Source organism: Ampullimonas aquatilis (assembly GCF_049675895.1).
Lineage (GTDB): Bacteria > Pseudomonadota > Gammaproteobacteria > Burkholderiales > Burkholderiaceae_D > Ampullimonas > Ampullimonas aquatilis.
This window is the reverse complement of record NZ_CP183834.1, coordinates 854,883-874,110: the sequence shown is the minus strand read 5'-3', so window position 1 is coordinate 874,110 and position 19,228 is coordinate 854,883. Positions and strand designations below refer to the sequence as shown.

Sequence of the window (19,228 nt, the reverse complement as noted above, 5' to 3'; positions counted from 1 at the left end):
GGTCTGCCAGACAAGTTGCCAATCTGTTTGGTCACCACGCCCAAACAACGACTGATATAACCGAAAGTATTTCATGCATCCGATGCTCAACACTGCCATCAAGGCAGCTCGCCGTGCTGGCGCCATCATCAATCGCGCCTCTCTGGACCTGGATTCCATCAAGGTGTCTGAAAAGCGCCACAACGATTTTGTGACCGAAGTCGACAAGGCCGCCGAAGACGCCATCATCGACATGCTGCTCAGCGCTTATCCCGATCACCGCGTGCTGGCCGAAGAATCCGGCGATTCTGCCAATGCCAACAGCGAGTCAGAGTACATCTGGATCATTGATCCACTGGACGGCACCACCAACTTCATTCACGGTTTTCCGCAATACTGTGTTTCCATCGCCTTGCAACATCAGGGCGTGTTGAGCCAAGCCGTGATTTATGACCCAACCCGCAACGATCTGTTTACTGCCAGTAAAGGCGGCGGGGCATTCCTCAATGAAAAACGCCTGCGGGTCTCACGCCGCATCCGTTTGGCCGAATGTTTGATCGGTACTGGCTTCCCTTACCGCGATAAAGAATTTCTAAACGAATACATGACCATGTTTGCCACCATGACTAACGCTTGCGCTGGTCTGCGTCGCCCCGGTGCTGCGGCACTGGACCTGGCGTATGTGGCTGCCGGTCGCCTGGATGGATTTTTTGAAAAAGGCCTGAGCCCCTGGGATATGGCAGCTGGCGCCTTGATGATTACCGAAGCCGGTGGTCTGGTAGGCGACTTCAAAGGTGATGGCGACTATCTCTATGCAGGCCAGGTGATGGCAGGCAATCCCAAGATCTTCGCCCAAATGGTCAACCTGCTGGCTTCACACGCCTGATCAATTTGAAGCCCGGTAACGATCTGCTCATTTATCGTCGGTTGCTCGGCTACCTGCGGCCGTACCGGATGGTCTTTGCACTGGCCATCCTGTGCATGATATTGTCCGCAGCCACCGAACCGCTGTTTGCTGCGCTGATGCAGCCCTTGCTCGACAAGGGTTTCAATCCCGATAAGGTGGCCAGTGCGCGCTGGATTCCCTGGGCCATTGTGGGCCTGTTTCTGTTCAAGGGCGTGTTTGGTTTTGCCACCAATTTTTTAATGAACTGGATATCCCAGCATCTGGTGAAAGACCTGCGTACTGACATGTTCAGTCGCCTGATCCAGTTGCCCGTCCCCTACTTTGATGCCAATAATTCCGGCACGCTGATTTCAAAGATTCTCTGGAACGTCAACGAAGTCACCTCTGCGGGCACTACGGTGGTCACCTCCATCATCAAAGACAGCTGCGTGGTGATTGGTATCTTGATCTGGTTATTCATGCTCAACTGGCAACTGACACTGGTAACACTGACCATGATCCCGATCATCGCCGTGGTAATTCGCCTGTCCAGCAAACGCTTGCGCAAATTGGGCAAGGACGGCATGGATATCAATGGCGATCTCGTCAACGCCTTGCAGGAAACCATTGATGGTCAAAAAATCGTCAAGGTTTATGGCGGACAAAAAGTGGAGCACGAACGTTTTGAAGCCACGCAACAGCGTTTTCGCCGCACCTTCATGAAGACCATGGTGGCTTCTTCCTTAACCTCGCCGGTCACTCAATCCTTGACGGCGATTGCCCTGGCTGTGGTGATTGGCATGGGCATGTCACAAGCCGCACAAGGGGCAATGACGGTGGGCGGCTTTGTCTCGTTTTTAACCAGCATGACCATGCTGTTTGCGCCATTGCGCAGTCTGGCCGAAGTCAATAATGTGCTGCAAAAAGGTTTGGCTGCCGCCGAGAATGCCTTCACGCTGATTGATGAAGCCACCGAAAAGGATCAGGGACAACAAACCTTGGGACGTGCTCGTGGTACATTAGAATTCCGCAATGTGTCATTGGCCTATGCGGATGCCTCACGACCGGCATTGGCACATATCAACCTGACCATTCTGTCCGGTGAAACTGTCGCTTTTGTCGGCGCATCCGGTGGTGGCAAGACCTCGCTGGTCAATTTGATTCCGCGTTTTTATACGCCGACCGACGGCCAGATTCTGCTTGATGGCATAGCGCTCGATGACCTGACACTGACCTCGTTGCGCGAACAGCTTGCCATGGTCAATCAGGATGTGGTGCTCTTTAACGACACGATTGCTGGCAATATTGCTTATGGCGCGCAACGTGGTGCGAGCCGCGCCGATATTGAAAAAGCGGCAGAGGCTGCCTATCTGACCCAATTCATCGGGCAGTTACCGGCTGGGCTGGATACCGAAATTGGTGAAAATGGTGTGCGCCTCTCGGGCGGGCAACGGCAGCGGATTGCCATTGCCCGCGCACTTCTGAAAAACGCGCCAATTCTGATTCTGGATGAAGCCACCTCGGCGCTGGATTCCGAATCAGAAAAGCAGATTCAGTTGGCACTCGATACCCTGATTCAAGGCCGCACCACGCTGGTCATTGCCCATCGTCTGTCGACCATTGAAAAGGCCGACCGCATTGTGGTGATGGACAAGGGTGAAATCCGCGAAGTTGGCCGTCATGCCGAACTGCTCGCGCAAAATGGTCTGTATGCCAATTTGTATCGGATTCAATACGCGTCTGAAACCTAGACCGTCATTAAACAAACAGCAGTCGCTGTGACGAGCTGGCCAAATTGAACCGCAGCCTGCCTGCGTCAACGATACCTCAAAAAAATATTCAAATTTTCAATATGCGAGTACCGCTGCCACATTGCTCAATAGTTTGAGCTCATGCAACAGCTCGTCCGTAGGCCGTACCCGGTATTGATCACCGAGTCGAATATCGCAGGCAAACTGTTCATGCTGATACTGAATGGCCACAGGAATCCCTGCTTCCTTGGCAGTCGCTGGTGTATTCGTCAACATATCCTGCTGACCACATAAATGACTCAGTATCTCTTTCATGGCATCAGCAGTGAGATGGGCACTGACCGAGAGTTGCAATTCCTTGGCAAAACGACTGCGTGCCGCCGCCACATCCATGATCTGCTCGGCCGAAATACGCCAGCCCCCCGTGAATTTATCCTCGACCACGCGCCCCTGTATCACCAGTAATTCATCATCCTTGAGCAAATGACGATGGGCTTCATAAAGCTCATTGAAGATGGTCACTTCCAGTTGTGCAGTACCATCATCGATCAGCGCAATCAGCATTTTGCCGCGCTGGGTCATTTGCGTACGCATGGAAACAATCACACCAGCCAGCAACTGGTCACGCCCGGCGGATAACTTGGCCAGACGGGTGCGTGCAAAGCGACGCACCTCGGCTTCATAGGCCGAAAACAGATGGCCGGACAGATAAAAACCGATGGCGGCTTTTTCTTCCTGCAGCTTGCGTTTTTCAGTCCAGGCTGGCTCATTGAGCAGCTCGGGTCTGGCATGGCTATCATCATCCAGATCAAACAACGACACCTGATTGGCGGCAGCAGCGACCTGCTCGGCGCTTTCCAGGGCCTTGCTGACCGAGGCCAATAACTGGGCACGATTGGCATGCACTGAATCAAAAGCACCGGCACGAATCAGTGCTTCAATCGTGCGGCGATTGACGGTGCGCTTGTCGATGCGCTCACAAAAATCAAACAGATCGGTAAATGGACCATCGCTACGCGCCCGCAAAATATCTTCAATCGCGGCCTGTCCAGTGCCCTTGATGGCACCCAGACCATAACGTATCGTGCTGCTGTCGGTTGGCTCAAAACGATAGGCCGACTGATTCACATCGGGCGGCAAGATCTTCAGCGCATTTTCTTTGTTGCTTGCATCTTCATAAAGAATTTTCACCTTGTCGGTGTCGTCCATAGCCAAGGTCATGTTGGCGGCCATGAATTCGGCAGGATGATGCGCCTTGAGCCAGGCGGTGTAATAAGCCAGCAAGGCATACGCGGCGGCGTGTGATTTATTGAAACCGTAGCCGGCAAACTTCTCCATCAAGTCAAAAATCTCATCGGCCTTTTGCGCAGTCAGGCCATTTTTGTCGGCACCGGTGCGAAAGATCTCACGATGTTCGGCCATTTCTTCGGCCTTTTTCTTACCCATCGCACGACGCAGCAAGTCGGCACCACCAAGCGAGTAGCCGCCGATGATCTGCGCCATCTGCATCACCTGCTCCTGATACACCATGATGCCGTAGGTTTCCTTGAGCACTGGCTCAACCCGCGGATCGGGATAAATCACTTTTTCACGGCCATGTTTACGTGCACAAAAATCAGGAATCAGATCCATTGGACCCGGACGATACAAGGCGACCAGCGCAATGATGTCTTCAAAGCGATCGGGCAAGGCGTCTTTCAACATGCCCTGCATGCCGCGACTTTCCAGCTGAAACACCGCCACCGTATTGGCTTTTTTGAGGATGTTGAAAGCGGCTGGGTCATCCAGTGGAATCTGCTCCAGCGTCCAGTCGGCCGGACGCGATTGCAGACGATGGATATAGCGTACCGCCCAGTCCAGAATGGTCAACGTGGTCAGGCCCAAGAAGTCAAACTTGACCAGGCCAACAGCTTCCACATCGTCCTTGTCGTACTGGCTGACCACACCGCTATCACCACCCTGAGTATAGAGCGGACAAAAGTCAGTCAGCTTGCCAGGTGCAATCAACACCCCACCGGCGTGCATGCCAATATTGCGGGTCATGCCTTCCACACGTTCGGCCAACTCAAGCAGTTGGCGCACGCTTTCTTCATTGGCTTCACGCTCGGCCAATTGTGGTTCTTCTTTCTTGGCATCGGCCAGCGTCACCTGCTTGCCGGGCTTGAAGGGAATCAGCTTGGCGATGCCATCCACAAAGTTATAGCCCAGATCCAGCACCCGACCAATATCGCGCACCGCCGCCTTGGCAGCCATGGTGCCAAAAGTGGCAATCTGCGACACCGCATCCATGCCATATTTATCTTTGACGTATTGAATCACTCGGTCACGACCATGCTGACAGAAGTCAATATCAAAGTCGGGCATGGACACCCGATCCGGGTTCAGGAAACGCTCAAACAGCAGGTTGTAGCGCAGCGGGTCAAGATCGGTGATGCTGAGCACATAGGCCACCAGCGAACCCGCCCCCGAGCCGCGTCCTGGCCCGACCGGTACGCCATTGTTTTTGGCCCAGTTGATAAAGTCGGCCACAATCAGGAAGTACCCTGGAAAGCCCATCTTGATGATGGTACCGGTTTCAAAATCCAGCCGCTCGTAATAACGCGGTCGTTCACGATCACGCTCTTCAACATTGGAATACAGATGAACCAGGCGCTTTTCGAGACCGTCCTTGGCCAGCAAGACCAGGTAATCATCCAGCGACATGCCATCAGGCGTCGGAAACAGCGGCAGCCTGGCCTTGCCCAGTTCCAGTGACAGGCTGCAGCGCTTGGCGATTTCCACGGTATTGGCGATCGCACTGGGAATGTCGGCAAACAGCTCGGCCATGTCGGCCTGGGTTTTGAAATGCTGCTGCGTCGTAAAGTTTTTGGGACGACGGGCATTGCCCAGAATCTCGCCTTCGGAAATACAGACACGGGCCTCATGCGCGGTAAAGTCATCGGGCTGCATGAACTGTATCGGATGCGTGGCCACCACCGGCAAATTCAGCTCGGCGGCCAGATTGACCGCATGGGCAATATAGTTGGCTTCCCCAGCAATGCCGGCACGTTGCAGTTCAATATAAAAGGCATTGGGAAAGAGCCGGGCCCAGCGTTGCGCGAGCGTTTTGGCCTGATCCAGTTTGCTCTTTTTGATGGCCAGACCAACATCCCCCAAGAGTCCGCCGGACAAGGCAATCAGACCTTCGCTGGCACTCCCCTCCAGCCAGGTCGGATCGATCTCGGCGCGACCACGATGCTGATTGACCAGCCAGGCTTTGGACAAGAGCTCGCACAGATTCAAATAGCCCTGCTTGTTTTTCACCAGCAACAATAAGCGGGCGGGCTGATAGGACGGATGCTGACGATCATCGCCAGTCGATATCCAGGCATCGCAACCGATGATGGGTTTGACACCTTTGCCACGCGCCTCTTTATAAAACTTGATCTGACCAAACAGATTGGCTAAATCGGTCAGCGCCAACGCGCCCTGCCCGTCTGCTGCGGCAGCCTTGACGGCATCATCAAGCCGCACCATGCCATCGGCCACAGAAAATTCGGAGTGCAGACGCAGATGGACAAAACCACTCGCAAGCTGACTGGCGGCAAGCGCACCATTGACTTGATCAGGGTGGGCGGTGGTATCGGAAACTTGCGGGGGGGATAGGATTGCAGCTGTCATGCCGACATTGTACCGAGCCCATCAGGGGGAATGGCATCTCACCAATAAAAAACATACTACCCGATAGTAAATAAAACAGACCAATAAAAATGCACTTAGCAAGCCATAATTGGCTTATACATATTACCAGTATCCTTATTTAGCGACGTTTTGCAGGGGCATTAGCGCAGGCTTGCGCACCACAAAAGCCACACCCAGCACGGCCAAAATCATGCCAAAAATGGCGCGACCACTGAGGGCCTCATCAAATATGAGCCAGGCGAGCACAGCCGTGGTCGGTGGCGTCAGGTACATCAGGCTGGTGACATGGGTCGCGGCATTTTTACGAATCAGCGTAAAGAGTAAAAAGATCGCACCGATCGATAAAGCCAATACCGCCCATGCCAATGCCAACAAAAATTGCGGCGTCCAGTGCACATTGGCAAAGTGCCAGTCCAGGCCTTCCAGCCCAATGGCCAAGGGCAGCATGACCAAAGCCGAAGCCGCATATTGAATCGCAGTGCCGGTAAATAAATCAAAGCTGGGACAATATTTTTTCTGATACAGCGTACCCAACGTAATGGACATCAGCGCAAACAGACATAAGCCAATACTGGCTGCTGTGATACCGCCAAGATGCACCTTATCGGCCACCACAATAGCCACGCCAAGCAAGCCCATGATGAATCCCAACCATTGACGACGACGCACAGCTTCGCCCACAGCGGGTGCTGCAATAGCAGTCAAGATGGGTTGCAGACCCACGATCAGCGCTGACAATCCGGCAGGGATACCTTGTTGAATCGCACACCACACACCGGCCAGATAACCGGCCTGCAGCAATACGCCCGCTACGACCAAATGAATCGGCCTGCGTGGCCAACTCAAGCGCCACATGCCGATGACCGGCAATAACACCAAGAGTACGGATAAAAAGCGCAGTAATAAAAATGTCAGCGGGGGCGCAAACGGCAAACCAAACTTGGCGACAATAAAGCCGGTACTCCAGATCAGAACAAACAGGATAGGCATGAAGCAGTAATGATGGCGCTGGCTCATCCGCAACGGATGACAGCACTAACTCCATCAGGTAGGTAAAAAAGAGATCATAGCCGAACCGCAAGCATGGCACCATGCACAGAGCCATCTGTAATTCAGCAAGTACAGATCGTTACCGAAGCAGGCCTGATGAATCAAATTAGCTTAAGAGGTTTAAGCCCGTTGTGGCAATGGCACCGGCTTTTTATGATCAGGCCGTAAAGCATAGACTTCCATGGCACGGATAAATGATTCAGCCGTTTTTTCAGCTTCAAAATGATGATTGAAACAACGCACCGCATTTTGCTTCATGGCTTGCCAAATTTGCTGATCGACATTCAACCAGCTTTCCAGCATGCGCACGGTACCATCGATATCGTCCATATCGACAAAGCAGGCATCTGCCTGTTTGATTTCACGCCAGATATTGACCTGATTCGAAATCAGCACTGGCACACCACAAGCCAAGGCCTCGACCGGTGCAATTCCGAAGTTTTCTTGATGTGAGGTCAAGATAAATGCATCAGCCGAATGAAAAGCACCCCACTTCCAGTCACCCTGCAACATACCCGTCCAGGTAACACGCTCCTGCAAGCCATGTTGTTCAACCAGCTGCTTTAACTGTAGCGCATAAGCATGGTCATCAGGACCAGCAATCACCAATTGAATGTCAGCAGATTTATCCGGATCACTGGCAAACAATCTAGCCAGCCCCTCGATGACCAGATCGCCGCCCTTCTTCTCATGAACCCGGCCAAGAAACAGCAAGATCCGTTTACCATCTAAAAATGGAAAGCGCTCCAGAAATAACCGACGCTGTTGAATTGGATCACCAGTTGGCGCACCAATCCCATAATTGACTACAAACTCATCACATTTGTATAACCAAAATGAACGGCGTGCCAAGCGGCGCTCTTCTTCGCACGTAAACAAGACTGCAGCGGCATCGCGCAAGACACGATATTCAGCCCAAGGCCAATACAACCACTTTTTCAGATGCTTGAGTGGGTAACGTTTTTTAAACCAGGGATCCAGCATGCCGTGGGTAAAAACAAAATAGGGGGTAGGCTGATCTTTGAGAGCACGCCAAACTGCCAATGAACCATATTGCCAAAGGCCATTCACAATAACGGCATCATAACGATGAGCATTGGCTTTCAGCCAAGGCACCAGACGCGGCGTATAGTGATAACCGGAAAAACTGGGGCCCATGGCATGGCATGTAACCGGACACTCACCCACCCAGGGGCTGTTTGGGTCATCCATGGAAACAACATCCACCGTATGCCCATGAGACTTGTTCACCTTGGCCAGCTGTTTTAAACCCTCTATAGGGCCGCCACCAATTGGGTTGACTGTCGTAATGCAATGCAGAATCTTAAATGACACAATAGCTCAATCCTGTTTAGCGTGATCTGCCAGTGAAGTAAAGATACCGGATTCAACATAACTTGATCGGGCACAATCAGCACAATAGCTTGAATAAACCTGGGCCTGATTTTTTTCCTGAAGAAAGGACGTCAGCGCCAGCCACTCTTTGTTATTTAAATTTAATTTATGGCAGACACGACACATTTTGATTGTGTTGGTTTGCTCATGCTGACTATTCTTTCGACGGTGATTAAGAATCAACTCAGTTGCAAAAGCCGTAACGAGAAAAAAACCGAGCCGATTAAGCGCATTGATCAAAATAATCCAGTCACTCGAATAAGTATGACCACTTTGAATATCAGCCCATACCCAAACAATGGTTGTCAGGATGGACAAAAGTACTCCCACCTTGATATTAAAAAATAACACACCTAAAACCAGTGGCAATGCATATAAAACAAAGCACGAAATCTCAAATCCGGTGATCAAGTCAAGATAAGCAACGACAACAAGTAAAAATGAAACTTCAACTAGTTTGAGTATTGTTGGCTGATTAATCAGTACCTGCATTGACTTGATATCCGTACTTTGCATCATCATGAAGCCTAAACTAGTTCAAGAACTGGAAGCTCAGCTTACCTTGACTGGCCGGAATCGAGACGTATAAAGGACTATCGTCAACATCCAAAACCACGCTCCCACCCACAGCCAATTTTGCCGTTAACTTAGATGCACAAAAACCCTTTGAATAACTGATAGTCACTGGACTAGCTGCGTCAACACTAATGCGAATTTTCTTGTGTGTACCATCGGCCACCCAAAAAGCGCTGTAGGCGGTTTCAGCAAGGCCTTCTTCATGATGGAAAAAAGAAACGCCATAATTTAAAACACTTGGTTGCCAGGAATAGGCTTTCATTGGATCAATTTCTGGATCAAAACTACCCGACAATAATTGAAATTCAGTCCCTTTGATAATTGGAGCACTTAAACAACTAACCATCTCAAAAGCTGGTTTGGTCGTCAAATTGGCATGTACCAAACCAAAATTATTTTCATTGTCTGTCTCATCCAAACCATCATCAACTAAATCATAGAGCCACAACCCCTTAACATAAGACAGCGTTTTCACGAGCAAAGAAAATCGCTCAATCAAATTAGACTGTTGCAATTCAGTTATATTGTGTCCATAACCAGTTCCTTGGGATGTTGGCCAACCCATCTCAGTAATATAAAAAGGCAACGGCCTAAACTTATAGTCAGGCACTTCTTTATATAATTGTCGGCGAGTCGAAACCAAGTATGAATAAACACGCTCAGGCCCAGTATCAAGGAACATGTAAGGATGAAGAGCAACACCATCCAGGTACTCTACTGACCCAACATTTAATGAATCAATCAGAAATCTATTATCGGGGCCGCCAGATTTCTTACCATAAGCCAGTCCTTGAGACAGCACAACTGCTTCAGGTCTTTCTTCTTTGATAAACGCACTGACTTTCTTTAAAAATTGTCCATAAAAAGAGCCCTGATTGATGTCGTCAATATTTTTTGGACAACCCGAGTCACAAAGGTGCGCGTTAATGTTCCATTCATTCCATACCTCAAACATTCGCACATTGGGCATACTCTTCATCATGAAGCGAGTATATTCAATAAAGCCATTAGTAAACCTAGCAAATACATCTGGGTTACTCAAATCTTCAGTGTCAGTTCTCCAATACAGAGGATTGCCATAATCCAAAAGAAACAAAGGATAGCTATCGATCTTGGCAGATTCGCTATTGAAAATTTCTAAGGGACCAGATAAATCCTGGCCATCAAGATGATAACGACCTTTTTCTCGCTCAATCCAAGCCCACTCAAATTCATCTCTAAAGGTATTGAAACCTGACTGAGAATAAAGTTGATATACCGAATCAAGCTGTCCAGAATGACGAGGAAAATGAACAATTGCGCCAAGAGCAAATTCTGGAACAGAATTAACAAACGGCGTAATGGCGAAACTGGATACTGTTACACCAAATAACAATACAAAGGCAATAAGGCGCTGTCGCCAAATTTTTGGCTTGATATTCAACATGGGGAATTTAACGGAAGACATTCGATGGAATGTCAGAATAACTGAGAAATGTGAACGGAAAATTACAAAGTGAAAATTGTGACAAAAATTTAATTTCACAAAATAGTTCTATTTAAAATTTTTGAAATATTACTGGTATTCAATACAAGATTGATGATGAAAGGTAGTAACTTGAAAATTGTTATTTCCAATGGAGGGTTTAAGTTTCACCTCGCTCCAGCCGCAGCAGAACTTGCAGATATGAAGTTACTTGATGCATTCATTACTGCTGGCTATCCGACCGACACTTTCAAAAGATTATTTAATAAAAATACAAGTCAAGCAGCTATAAAACGACTTTTTGATAGAGAAGAAGCCATACCAACTCAGCTTATCCATGCTCAGTGGCCCGCTGAATTTATGATTCAATCCGGCATAAGAATAGCCCGACTCTTCAAGAGTAATTTAAGTGATTATTCTGAAAATTTGGCGATGAAATGGTATGCGAACTCAGCCAAGAAAATCATTAAAGAGTCAAAAGCAAATATCTATCATTACAGAGCGGGTTATGGCCATCAATCTGTAGAAGTAGCGAAAAAGAAGGGGATGATAACAATTTGCGATCACTCTATAGCTCATCCTGCATTAATTGATCATTTAATAAAAAATAAGGGTGAATATCCGAGCTCAAAGAATCAATTACACATTAATTCCTATTGGAATGACATTCTTCAGGATATCAGTCAAGCAGACTACGTTTTAGTGAATTCGGAATTTGTTAAAGACACAATGGTATTCATGGGCACGCCCAAAGAAAAAATACATGTTATCTATCTTGGAGTAGATGATAGCTTTCTGAAAAATATACCAATAAGACAAAAGAAAAGCGAAACCACTTCCTCTAGACCTTTAAGGCTCTTATATGCTGGCGGAATAATACAAAGAAAAGGCTTCGAGACACTTAAACAAGCGTTAGAGAATATAGCCCAAGAAAATTGGGAACTGGACATTGCCGGTGGAGGAGATGTATCTTTCATGCAAAGCATGCAAGAGTTCTTCAAACATACAAAGGTGAACTATTTAGGTAACTTATCAAGAGAAAACTTGGCAAAGACAATGTCAAATGCTGATGTGTTCATATTCCCCTCATTTGCAGAAGGTTCTGCGCGTGTGGTCTTCGAAGCACTCTCCGCCGGTTGCTATGTTATTACAACGCCAAATAGCGGTAGCATTGTTGAAGATGGCGTTCACGGAAATCTCATCAAGCCAGGAAGTTCTGAAAACTTAGTCAATGCAATTACTTGGTGTATATCAAACCAAGAACAAGTAGAAGCTTGTTGTCATAAAAATCAGCAACTTATTTTTTCCCAATATAGGCAGCAAGACTACGGAGAAAAGCTGCACTCGTTTTACAAACTAATTAGCCACCTAAGTTAAATTGGATTAGTGATAAACACCCATCCTCTGGACTTTAGATGGGCACACTCCCACCGAAGAACTTGCTCTGCTAGAGTAAACTCGCGTCAGAAAGACTGTGAACTGGCAAAGCCGCTTGATTGGAAAACCCAACACCTCATGAAGCTAAAGGATTGCTCTTCAGTAAATATTTTTCCTCTACGCAATTTTTCATTTTCTATGGCAGCTTGTATATAGTCAAAACCTCAATGGCTACTGGCAATCTAAAACCCATAAGATCAAAAGGCTTCATGGTCAAGACATAGTCTTTTTCTAATGTATTGACAATCTCTTCACTAGAAATTCGCTGTAGTTTTGTCGGTGATGAGAATTTTAAATTTACTCTCACTTCTTGATTTGACTTATTAACTAAATAAAAGTAATGCTCAGAATTAGATAGGTATTCCCATAAGGCTATATCTGCACCTGGAATACTCTTTCTATTAAAAGGCCTGTCTGGTAATGAGGTATATACCTTCATGAATTCAGAAATTTCTGTTAAACCAAAGACAAACATATTTCCACCATCACCCAACATCAAGGCATCAGTTTCAGCTAATACAGAAGCATATCGTTCCAAGGCAAGATGGCCAGGGGCTGTCGCGGCAGAACTAATCCAACCATTTTTGATAGTGGCTGGAAAACCGATCAATTCAGGCCTGACAACGGCATCGGTCACTTCAAAATAGGCGGCACCGGTCATAAAGAGTGGCGGTGCTCCCTGCCGAATCAATGAAGTCATAACGGCATAGTCCAAAGAGGCCGTTCTCTGATTGAGGTTGAACAACTCGTTGGGCTCACGCCGACCATAGGCATATTGGCTATTCACGAGTTCGACGCCGGGAATTTGTGATAGAAGGGTTGGGTCAATGCCAGCTTCACGTAGCTTTTGCACGCCGCCTTGCTCTTCCATTGGCCAAAACACATGTGAATAGACTTTCAAGTCAGGACGGGATTGATGAACACGCTCTACAATTTTTTTATAAAGATCGGCAATTTTTCTGCAACGCCAATCAATCCATCGCTCTCTGACATTCTTTTGAATCCACGCATACCGTTCCTGTGCAATCATAGGATTAGAGGTTGCCGACAATCCAAGCCGTTGTGGTACCGACAAATTTAATTCAGCAAAGAATTGAGAGACACTGTAGTCATCATATCCCCAATCTAGGCTGGCAAAATTATTCAGGGCTGAATTCGCCCAAGGCATCAAGCGTAGATGTATTCCCTTGAAATTGTCGTAGTATCGGTATCTATCAGTAACTTCACCTATCAAACTGAGATACCATTGCTGGTTTTCAGGAAAGATGGGGTTGAAATATCGTGGATTCTTTTCTTTATTACCGCCATCTTGTATGAAAGAGTCACCATTCTTCGACATTAAAGTATTAGGATAAGTGTCATTCAACCACAAATATGGCCATATCAAGGGATCGGCTCTAGGATGCAATTCTGGTACAACATCCATACCTTGTTTTTTCGCACTCAAGAGCATATAAGCCAAAACATCATAGTCTCCTTTGCTCGAAAAAGCCTTGTCGACGTCCGACGGAAACAAGGTATCGGCATAAACCGAAACTGTAGGTACCATCATGTTGACATGATTGGTATGAGCGATTTGAAACCAGCGATCTATCGCTTTTAATTTTTCGTCTAGGGAGTTATCCATAGCGCCATAAATCCCAGCAAAATTCCCGCCCTCTTCATACCAATTCACAAAGCGTCTTTTTCCCAGATCCGCGACTACCTTGCTAGTATTGCCAGATTCAGCCTTTTCTGCCAACTCATAGACACGAATGGCAGAAATAGCAATTTTTTTTCCATTGAATGCATTTAAGAAAACTAGGCGCGGATCCAAAGTACGTGGCCAGAAAAAAAGATTGATCGAGCGTATTTGTCCACTTGTCGGATAAGGACCACCACTATCCACACCATAGGAAACAGGATAAGACAACTGTTTACGCTCTTGCAAAGCGACAATGAAGGTACGATCCGCATTATCAGGAAACACGACCTCAATCCAATATGGCTTTTGAACAGTCAGATCTCCCAAACGATACGCAAACCAGGATGGTGGTTTGATCTGACTAAGGTGCGAAGGATCTGTCCGCACAAACGGAATCCAGCCATCACTACCACTTTCAAGCATCATTCCAGTCTTGTCCTGACTCAGCGTGGGTGCTGTCCCCGAATAATAATCCGGCGACTGTTTGGTCACATCAATCTCTAGCACTAGATTCCCCTTGGTCAAGGAGATAGGAACTGATTGCGTGTCGATTACCTCATATTCGAGACGAGGTAATTCATTTTTAGAAATTTCTCTGCCGTTTTCCAGAAAAATCACCTGAAAACGACCAGCTATGGAACAGGGAAAAGAAAGCGTTTTTTCAGATAGGTTGTCACTTGCATCAATATTAAGACCCCCTGAATCAATTATTGATTTATTTGCCTTATTGATTACTTGCCACTCAAGCCGCCTTGCATCCATTAGCTGTCCATACAGCAATCTATAAGGCTGACAATGTCCTTTTTCAGCGATCCTACGTTCTGGATCAAGTATCTGGACAGTCGTTGCCAATGTGTTATCAGATCTAAGCAGTGTAATTTTTTCGATTGGTGGGAAACCATTCCAAACGTAGCGTTTGAGCGTTATCAGATGTTGTCCAGCTTGCAGCCATATATTGGCAACTTTATGATCTTTTCCTCTGGCAGGATTTACCCCATGAAAAAAGTATTTACGCAAATTTTCCGAACTGTTTTCATCGATATACGTATCTATATTGTTACTAATAGCACCTTGCATAATTAACTGATACCAACCTGATTCGCCCACAGTGGTATTAAAAGACAGCTCGCCAACCATGCCCAGTGTAGTCAATTTATCCATTGACTTAGAGAGTTGAATGAAAGCTTCAGAATTTGCCTGAACAAGCTTGATATCAGAATATTGATTTGGACGGACACTCCAAACAATTTGGGCTGCATATATTGGGTAATAAATTGCCATCAATAAGAAAAATCCCAAATATTTCATCATGCAATGATTCACCGTAAGCTCTCCACAGTATCTATTCACTAATTATGGCCGTCCCGATTTTTTAGAAAAAGACCTTGAGGTCATTCAGAAATGGGAGCATCCAACGGGCTAATCCGTTAAGGTTTCTATATAGTATTTCTGTGAATTCGGTAAATGAAAGATACCCTAGTCGTTTTTGCTTTGACATGCGGTTGTAGAAAATCTCAATGTATTCGATGATCTCCATCTAACCTGTTTACAGCTCACATACTGGCGGTAATGCACCAACTTATTCTTGAACGTGCCCTAGAAACTTTCATCAATGGTCTTACGTGTGCGCAACTTAATTTCAACCTCAAACCATCATTCGTGGTTAGTTTTACCAACAAAGGACGATGGTGCCATACATGAAAGCCGCTTTCAGAAACGGGCAGCAATCAACATATCACAGCAAACAATTTGATCGTTTTGGTCCTAAATTCATATGTGTATGGCCTCTTGGCAGTAGTTCCATCGTCGTTCTCCGTTTGTTGTCAGTTTTGCAAACGCTGGACTCCTTTAATTTCGACTGATCTGAACTTTTAATCGTCGTTAATTCTCGGAGTGGCACGACCTGATGTGTCATTGTTAACAGAAAATAATTGAGCATTTCGACCTATCCATGCTTCATAAGGCGCGGCAAAAACCACAGGGTTGTAGTCCAAATTATGGATTCGACGATCCAGCCTTATCTCAGCAGGATTACCAATTGCCAAAGCGAATGGCGGAACATCTCTTCCCACTACAGCACCTGCTGCTACAACGGCTCCTTTACCAATTGAAACTCCAGGAAGAATAATGGCATTTGTTGCTATCCAGGCATAGTCATCGATAATGATTGGCTTGGAATACATTTTCCATTGGGGGTCATTGAGATCATGACTAGCCGTCAATATCTTGACGCCTTCATTAATGACAACGCAGGAACCAATCACGACCTTTTCATGAATAGCAAAATGAGACTTCGCGGCAATAAACGTAGAGTCGCCAATAATCAGATTAGCCGCTCTCCCATTCAAATCAAATTTGTACAGAATCGATAAAGTGCCGATCTTCATGCCTTGCAACATCCACTTTCTTCTGACAACTAAAATAGTCATTAATCCCGTCATGTTCAGAATGCGCTTTGCCCAAACCTTTAGCCATCTTTCAGAAAAAAGATTTGGTTTTTCCCTATTCTCCCAAAGAAATTTAAACGTCATATATTTTTTTCTTCACTAGAAAACAATTTTCTGCACTGATTCACACTGATCAATAGCAAAATAATTTCGAACAGCAACAAACTCCAAGCAGCACTATTAGTTCCCACATATGGTTCCAGTGGATTGACCAATATCACACTGAATATCGAACCGAACAAGAAATAAACAGATAATCTCCCATGTTGGTTAGTGGAAGTCAAAATGACCATCGAAATTTGCCACAAAGCTGTTAATGCAGTGGTAAATAACAATATTTTCAATAAATATGGATCGAAGATTATTTTTCCATGAGTCCAAATTCTCAATATTTCCGGTGCAAGAAAATAAATTGCAATAGACAAAATAGTAGAAAATAAAAATCCCACACTGGTTCCTATTTTGCATAACCGTTTCATCGCAAGAAAATTCCTCTCACCATATAAGCGCGAGAATTCAGGAGACAAAACCCGGCTGATCATTGTAATAACTTGCACCAAGACTCTAGTTAGAGTCCGATATGTTGTAAAAACAGCAAGGAAGGCAGGACCGAACAAATGGCCAACAATCAAAGTTATACCTTGTATGCTGATGGCATTCCCAATAGGAAATGCCATAAATGAGATAGCTGGCATGATCATGCCCTTAAACTCGGATTGATATGGTGGATTGATTTTCCAAAAATACTGAGGATATGATTTTTTGCAAAAAATCAACATTAAGATATTCGAAAAAATCCGAGCAATCAGATATCCCATTGCCGTCATCACAAATGTTTTTGTGATTAAGAAACCAATAACTCCACCCATCCATTCAACAAATCGAAAAACATTTAATACCAAAGTACCTTTAGCATAATGATTATTTGCCCTAAATACTGCATCAAACAAGCCATTAAATATATTAATCAACGTACAGTAAATCAGTAGCAGCAGAGAAACTCTATTGTCTAGATCACTCAAAATTTCTAATCTTATGACACTAATGATCACGGTACTAATAAGCGCAATAGAAATTACCATAATGACTGTTAAAAATAAGACCGATTGAAATACCTTATTAGATTCATCATGTTTGTTTTTTGCCGTAAGAATCGTCATCTGATTCGTGGCTGCCGATACAAAACCAATATCCGCCAACGAAAAATAACTAGGAATGGCCGACAACATCAGCCAAACACCATATTTTTCAGTTGTCCAATACTGAAGGAATATTGGCAATGAAAAAATTTGAATGAATACCGTTATTCCTTGCGCTAAAGTATTAGCAGCTAGTCCAGAAAAAATCCGTTTTCTGATACTCATCTTGATTAATCAATCTTTGATTATCAAATTACTATATGAATTAGTTTTCATCGAAATAGATATTTATAACAATATTGAATCATGCCTTCTTATAAAAAGCAGATCTTATAATTTCATCACTATTTTGACTTTCCATATCAATTCTTGGTGATACGCTCACCACTAAAATGATTTATACAGAAAACTGTATGGGCACATCCGATTGTCAATGCTAATTGCATAACTACCTAACTTCCCATGCTTCCGGTTTTTTCTTGAAATAAGTTTTCTGATCTGTTTTCTCAATATCTTTAAAAACAAAAATGATTACTGACATAGCAATTGTCATTCTGTGATTACCACCAAAAGGACTCATAAAGAGATGCCAAGCACCATATGTATACATATACAAAAGAAGTCCAGAATATGGATCTAAAGATCGCAAGAAAACAATCTCCTTAAATCGAACAATCAATAGATAAAAAAAATAAAGGAAGAATGCCGCTCCTAAAACTCCACCTTCATACCAGCTCTGTAAGATTTGTGAATGAGGTGCAAATCCGTCACCAGACAAGACCGCAGCCCTAGTGCCAAGTTCCTTAGTAATAATCTCTTTTTTCAGCTTGACAATATCAATACTGTTATTCCAAGAACCCACTCCAATTATTGGAGAATGAATAACTGATTGGATACCCAAAGTAAAAGATAAACTCCTGCCGTAGTTAGAAGCCTTTTGTCTTTCTGAATACTTTTCTTGATTTAATGAAAAAAACAGACCTCCTAAAATAGTCAGAATTGTTATGGGTATTAGAAGTAGACTCAGCACTTTTTTTATAGAAATTCTCTTTTTCTTATGCTTTACTCTTACAAACAAAATAGAAGCTACTAACAAAATCATTGCAGGATCAGATCTAGAATCCAATGTCAGTCCAAATAAAGCCAGTGTGATCAACACCAGTACAGCCGATTTGTAGCCAATCCAATACACTGATATAAGTGTCAACAATGCCGTTGGAACAGCATAATAGATCTTCCAACCTTCAAGACCAATTCCTGATACCAATGAATAAACTATTTGACCAATTGCATAACCTAAGCAAAACCACCAGAACAACCGCTTATCGCGACCGACAACAATGCCAATGAAAAGGACATCTGATAGCAAGAACAGAACACGCCCCCAGCCTCTTAGATATTGTTCCGGACGTGTCCCCTGAAGTAAATCAGAAAGGATATAACCCAACAAGGTCAAAAAAGAAAAAAATAATAAATTTTTAAATGTTTTTGACTGGAATATCTGGTTGCTATCTGAAGTAAAAAGAAGAATCAGTGAAAATAAAATAATTAATAATTCTGCATAAAACATCTCACCGATCGCCACAAAAGTATATGGACATAATGCAGCAATTACCATTACAACAAATGATCTAATGTTCAGCTTATATTTTTCTATCTTACTGATCGGCTTATGAATATCTTTTACCGTCGGTAATTGGGCTTCAATCATATTTTTAAATAAACTGGATATGGTTCA

The 19,228-nt window shown here is 45.1% G+C and carries 12 protein-coding genes and 1 pseudogene; 3 read left to right on the top strand and 10 right to left on the bottom strand.

Going from position 1 to position 19,228, the window contains the following annotated elements; translation table 11 throughout:
* Nucleotides 1-73: 73 nt before the first annotated feature.
* Both ACMYR3_RS03970 and msbA read left to right on the top strand, forming a co-directional pair.
* Nucleotides 74-865, top strand: a complete 792-nt coding sequence (locus ACMYR3_RS03970; RefSeq protein WP_424194728.1) for an inositol monophosphatase family protein — start codon at nucleotides 74-76, stop codon at nucleotides 863-865.
* Nucleotides 866-870: 5 nt separating this feature from the next.
* On the top strand, nucleotides 871-2,616 hold the full coding sequence (msbA, locus tag ACMYR3_RS03965) for a lipid A export permease/ATP-binding protein MsbA (RefSeq protein ID WP_424194727.1): 1,746 nt from the start codon (nucleotides 871-873) through the stop codon (nucleotides 2,614-2,616).
* 96 nt (nucleotides 2,617-2,712) lie between these two features.
* Here the strand turns inward: msbA and dnaE are convergent, their stop codons facing one another.
* The 5 genes from dnaE to ACMYR3_RS03940 form a co-directional block, all read right to left on the bottom strand.
* The gene (dnaE, locus tag ACMYR3_RS03960; protein ID WP_424196352.1) at nucleotides 2,713-6,132 is read right to left on the bottom strand and encodes a DNA polymerase III subunit alpha; all 3,420 of its coding nucleotides are present in this window, start codon (nucleotides 6,130-6,132) and stop codon (nucleotides 2,713-2,715) included.
* A 279-nt stretch (nucleotides 6,133-6,411) separates the two neighbouring features.
* Entirely contained in the window at nucleotides 6,412-7,314 is a 903-nt protein-coding gene (locus tag ACMYR3_RS03955) for a DMT family transporter (RefSeq protein WP_424194725.1), read from the bottom strand.
* 153 nt (nucleotides 7,315-7,467) lie between these two features.
* Entirely contained in the window at nucleotides 7,468-8,682 is a 1,215-nt protein-coding gene (locus ACMYR3_RS03950; RefSeq protein ID WP_424194723.1) for a glycosyltransferase, read from the bottom strand.
* A gap of 6 nt (nucleotides 8,683-8,688) precedes the next feature.
* Nucleotides 8,689-9,264: a hypothetical protein gene (locus tag ACMYR3_RS03945; protein ID WP_424194721.1), complete on the bottom strand. Its 576-nt coding sequence runs from the start codon at nucleotides 9,262-9,264 to the stop codon at nucleotides 8,689-8,691.
* Nucleotides 9,265-9,274: 10 nt separating this feature from the next.
* Nucleotides 9,275-10,744, bottom strand: a complete 1,470-nt coding sequence (locus ACMYR3_RS03940) for a hypothetical protein (RefSeq protein WP_424194719.1) — start codon at nucleotides 10,742-10,744, stop codon at nucleotides 9,275-9,277.
* Between the two features lie 171 nt (nucleotides 10,745-10,915).
* Between ACMYR3_RS03940 and ACMYR3_RS03935 the strand changes: the two genes are divergently transcribed.
* The gene (locus ACMYR3_RS03935; RefSeq protein WP_424194717.1) at nucleotides 10,916-12,160 is read left to right on the top strand and encodes a glycosyltransferase; all 1,245 of its coding nucleotides are present in this window, start codon (nucleotides 10,916-10,918) and stop codon (nucleotides 12,158-12,160) included.
* A 196-nt stretch (nucleotides 12,161-12,356) separates the two neighbouring features.
* Here the strand turns inward: ACMYR3_RS03935 and ACMYR3_RS03930 are convergent, their stop codons facing one another.
* From ACMYR3_RS03930 to ACMYR3_RS03910, 5 genes and pseudogenes are all read right to left on the bottom strand, one after another.
* Nucleotides 12,357-15,215 carry a family 10 glycosylhydrolase gene (locus tag ACMYR3_RS03930; RefSeq protein WP_424194715.1) on the bottom strand — a complete coding sequence of 953 codons (2,859 nt, stop codon included), beginning with the start codon at nucleotides 15,213-15,215 and terminating at the stop codon, nucleotides 12,357-12,359.
* 61 nt (nucleotides 15,216-15,276) lie between these two features.
* Nucleotides 15,277-15,500 (bottom strand): annotated as a pseudogene (locus tag ACMYR3_RS03925) (IS3 family transposase); the annotation flags it as partial.
* A 275-nt stretch (nucleotides 15,501-15,775) separates the two neighbouring features.
* The gene (locus ACMYR3_RS03920; RefSeq protein WP_424194714.1) at nucleotides 15,776-16,435 is read right to left on the bottom strand and encodes an acyltransferase; all 660 of its coding nucleotides are present in this window, start codon (nucleotides 16,433-16,435) and stop codon (nucleotides 15,776-15,778) included.
* The gene (locus tag ACMYR3_RS03915; RefSeq protein WP_424194712.1) at nucleotides 16,432-17,715 is read right to left on the bottom strand and encodes a lipopolysaccharide biosynthesis protein; all 1,284 of its coding nucleotides are present in this window, start codon (nucleotides 17,713-17,715) and stop codon (nucleotides 16,432-16,434) included. The genes ACMYR3_RS03920 and ACMYR3_RS03915 overlap by 4 nt, the downstream gene beginning before the upstream one ends.
* 223 nt (nucleotides 17,716-17,938) lie before the next feature.
* Entirely contained in the window at nucleotides 17,939-19,201 is a 1,263-nt protein-coding gene (locus ACMYR3_RS03910; RefSeq protein WP_424194710.1) for an O-antigen ligase family protein, read from the bottom strand.
* Nucleotides 19,202-19,228 lie beyond the last annotated feature (27 nt).

What these genes read in the sequence shown, in the direction of transcription:
- ACMYR3_RS03920 (WP_424194714.1), bottom strand. Translation starts at nt 16,435, where the DNA reads ATGACGTTTAAATTTCTTTGGGAGAATAGGGAAAAACCAAATCTTTTT.
- ACMYR3_RS03915 (WP_424194712.1), bottom strand. Translation starts at nt 17,715, where the DNA reads ATGAGTATCAGAAAACGGATTTTTTCTGGACTAGCTGCTAATACTTTA.
- ACMYR3_RS03910 (WP_424194710.1), bottom strand. Translation starts at nt 19,201, where the DNA reads ATGATTGAAGCCCAATTACCGACGGTAAAAGATATTCATAAGCCGATC.
- ACMYR3_RS03945 (WP_424194721.1), bottom strand. Translation starts at nt 9,264, where the DNA reads ATGATGATGCAAAGTACGGATATCAAGTCAATGCAGGTACTGATTAAT.
- dnaE (WP_424196352.1), bottom strand. Translation starts at nt 6,132, where the DNA reads ATGGTGCGGCTTGATGATGCCGTCAAGGCTGCCGCAGCAGACGGGCAG.
- ACMYR3_RS03970 (WP_424194728.1), top strand. Translation starts at nt 74, where the DNA reads ATGCATCCGATGCTCAACACTGCCATCAAGGCAGCTCGCCGTGCTGGC.
- ACMYR3_RS03955 (WP_424194725.1), bottom strand. Translation starts at nt 7,314, where the DNA reads ATGAGCCAGCGCCATCATTACTGCTTCATGCCTATCCTGTTTGTTCTG.
- ACMYR3_RS03940 (WP_424194719.1), bottom strand. Translation starts at nt 10,744, where the DNA reads ATGTTGAATATCAAGCCAAAAATTTGGCGACAGCGCCTTATTGCCTTT.
- ACMYR3_RS03930 (WP_424194715.1), bottom strand. Translation starts at nt 15,215, where the DNA reads ATGATGAAATATTTGGGATTTTTCTTATTGATGGCAATTTATTACCCA.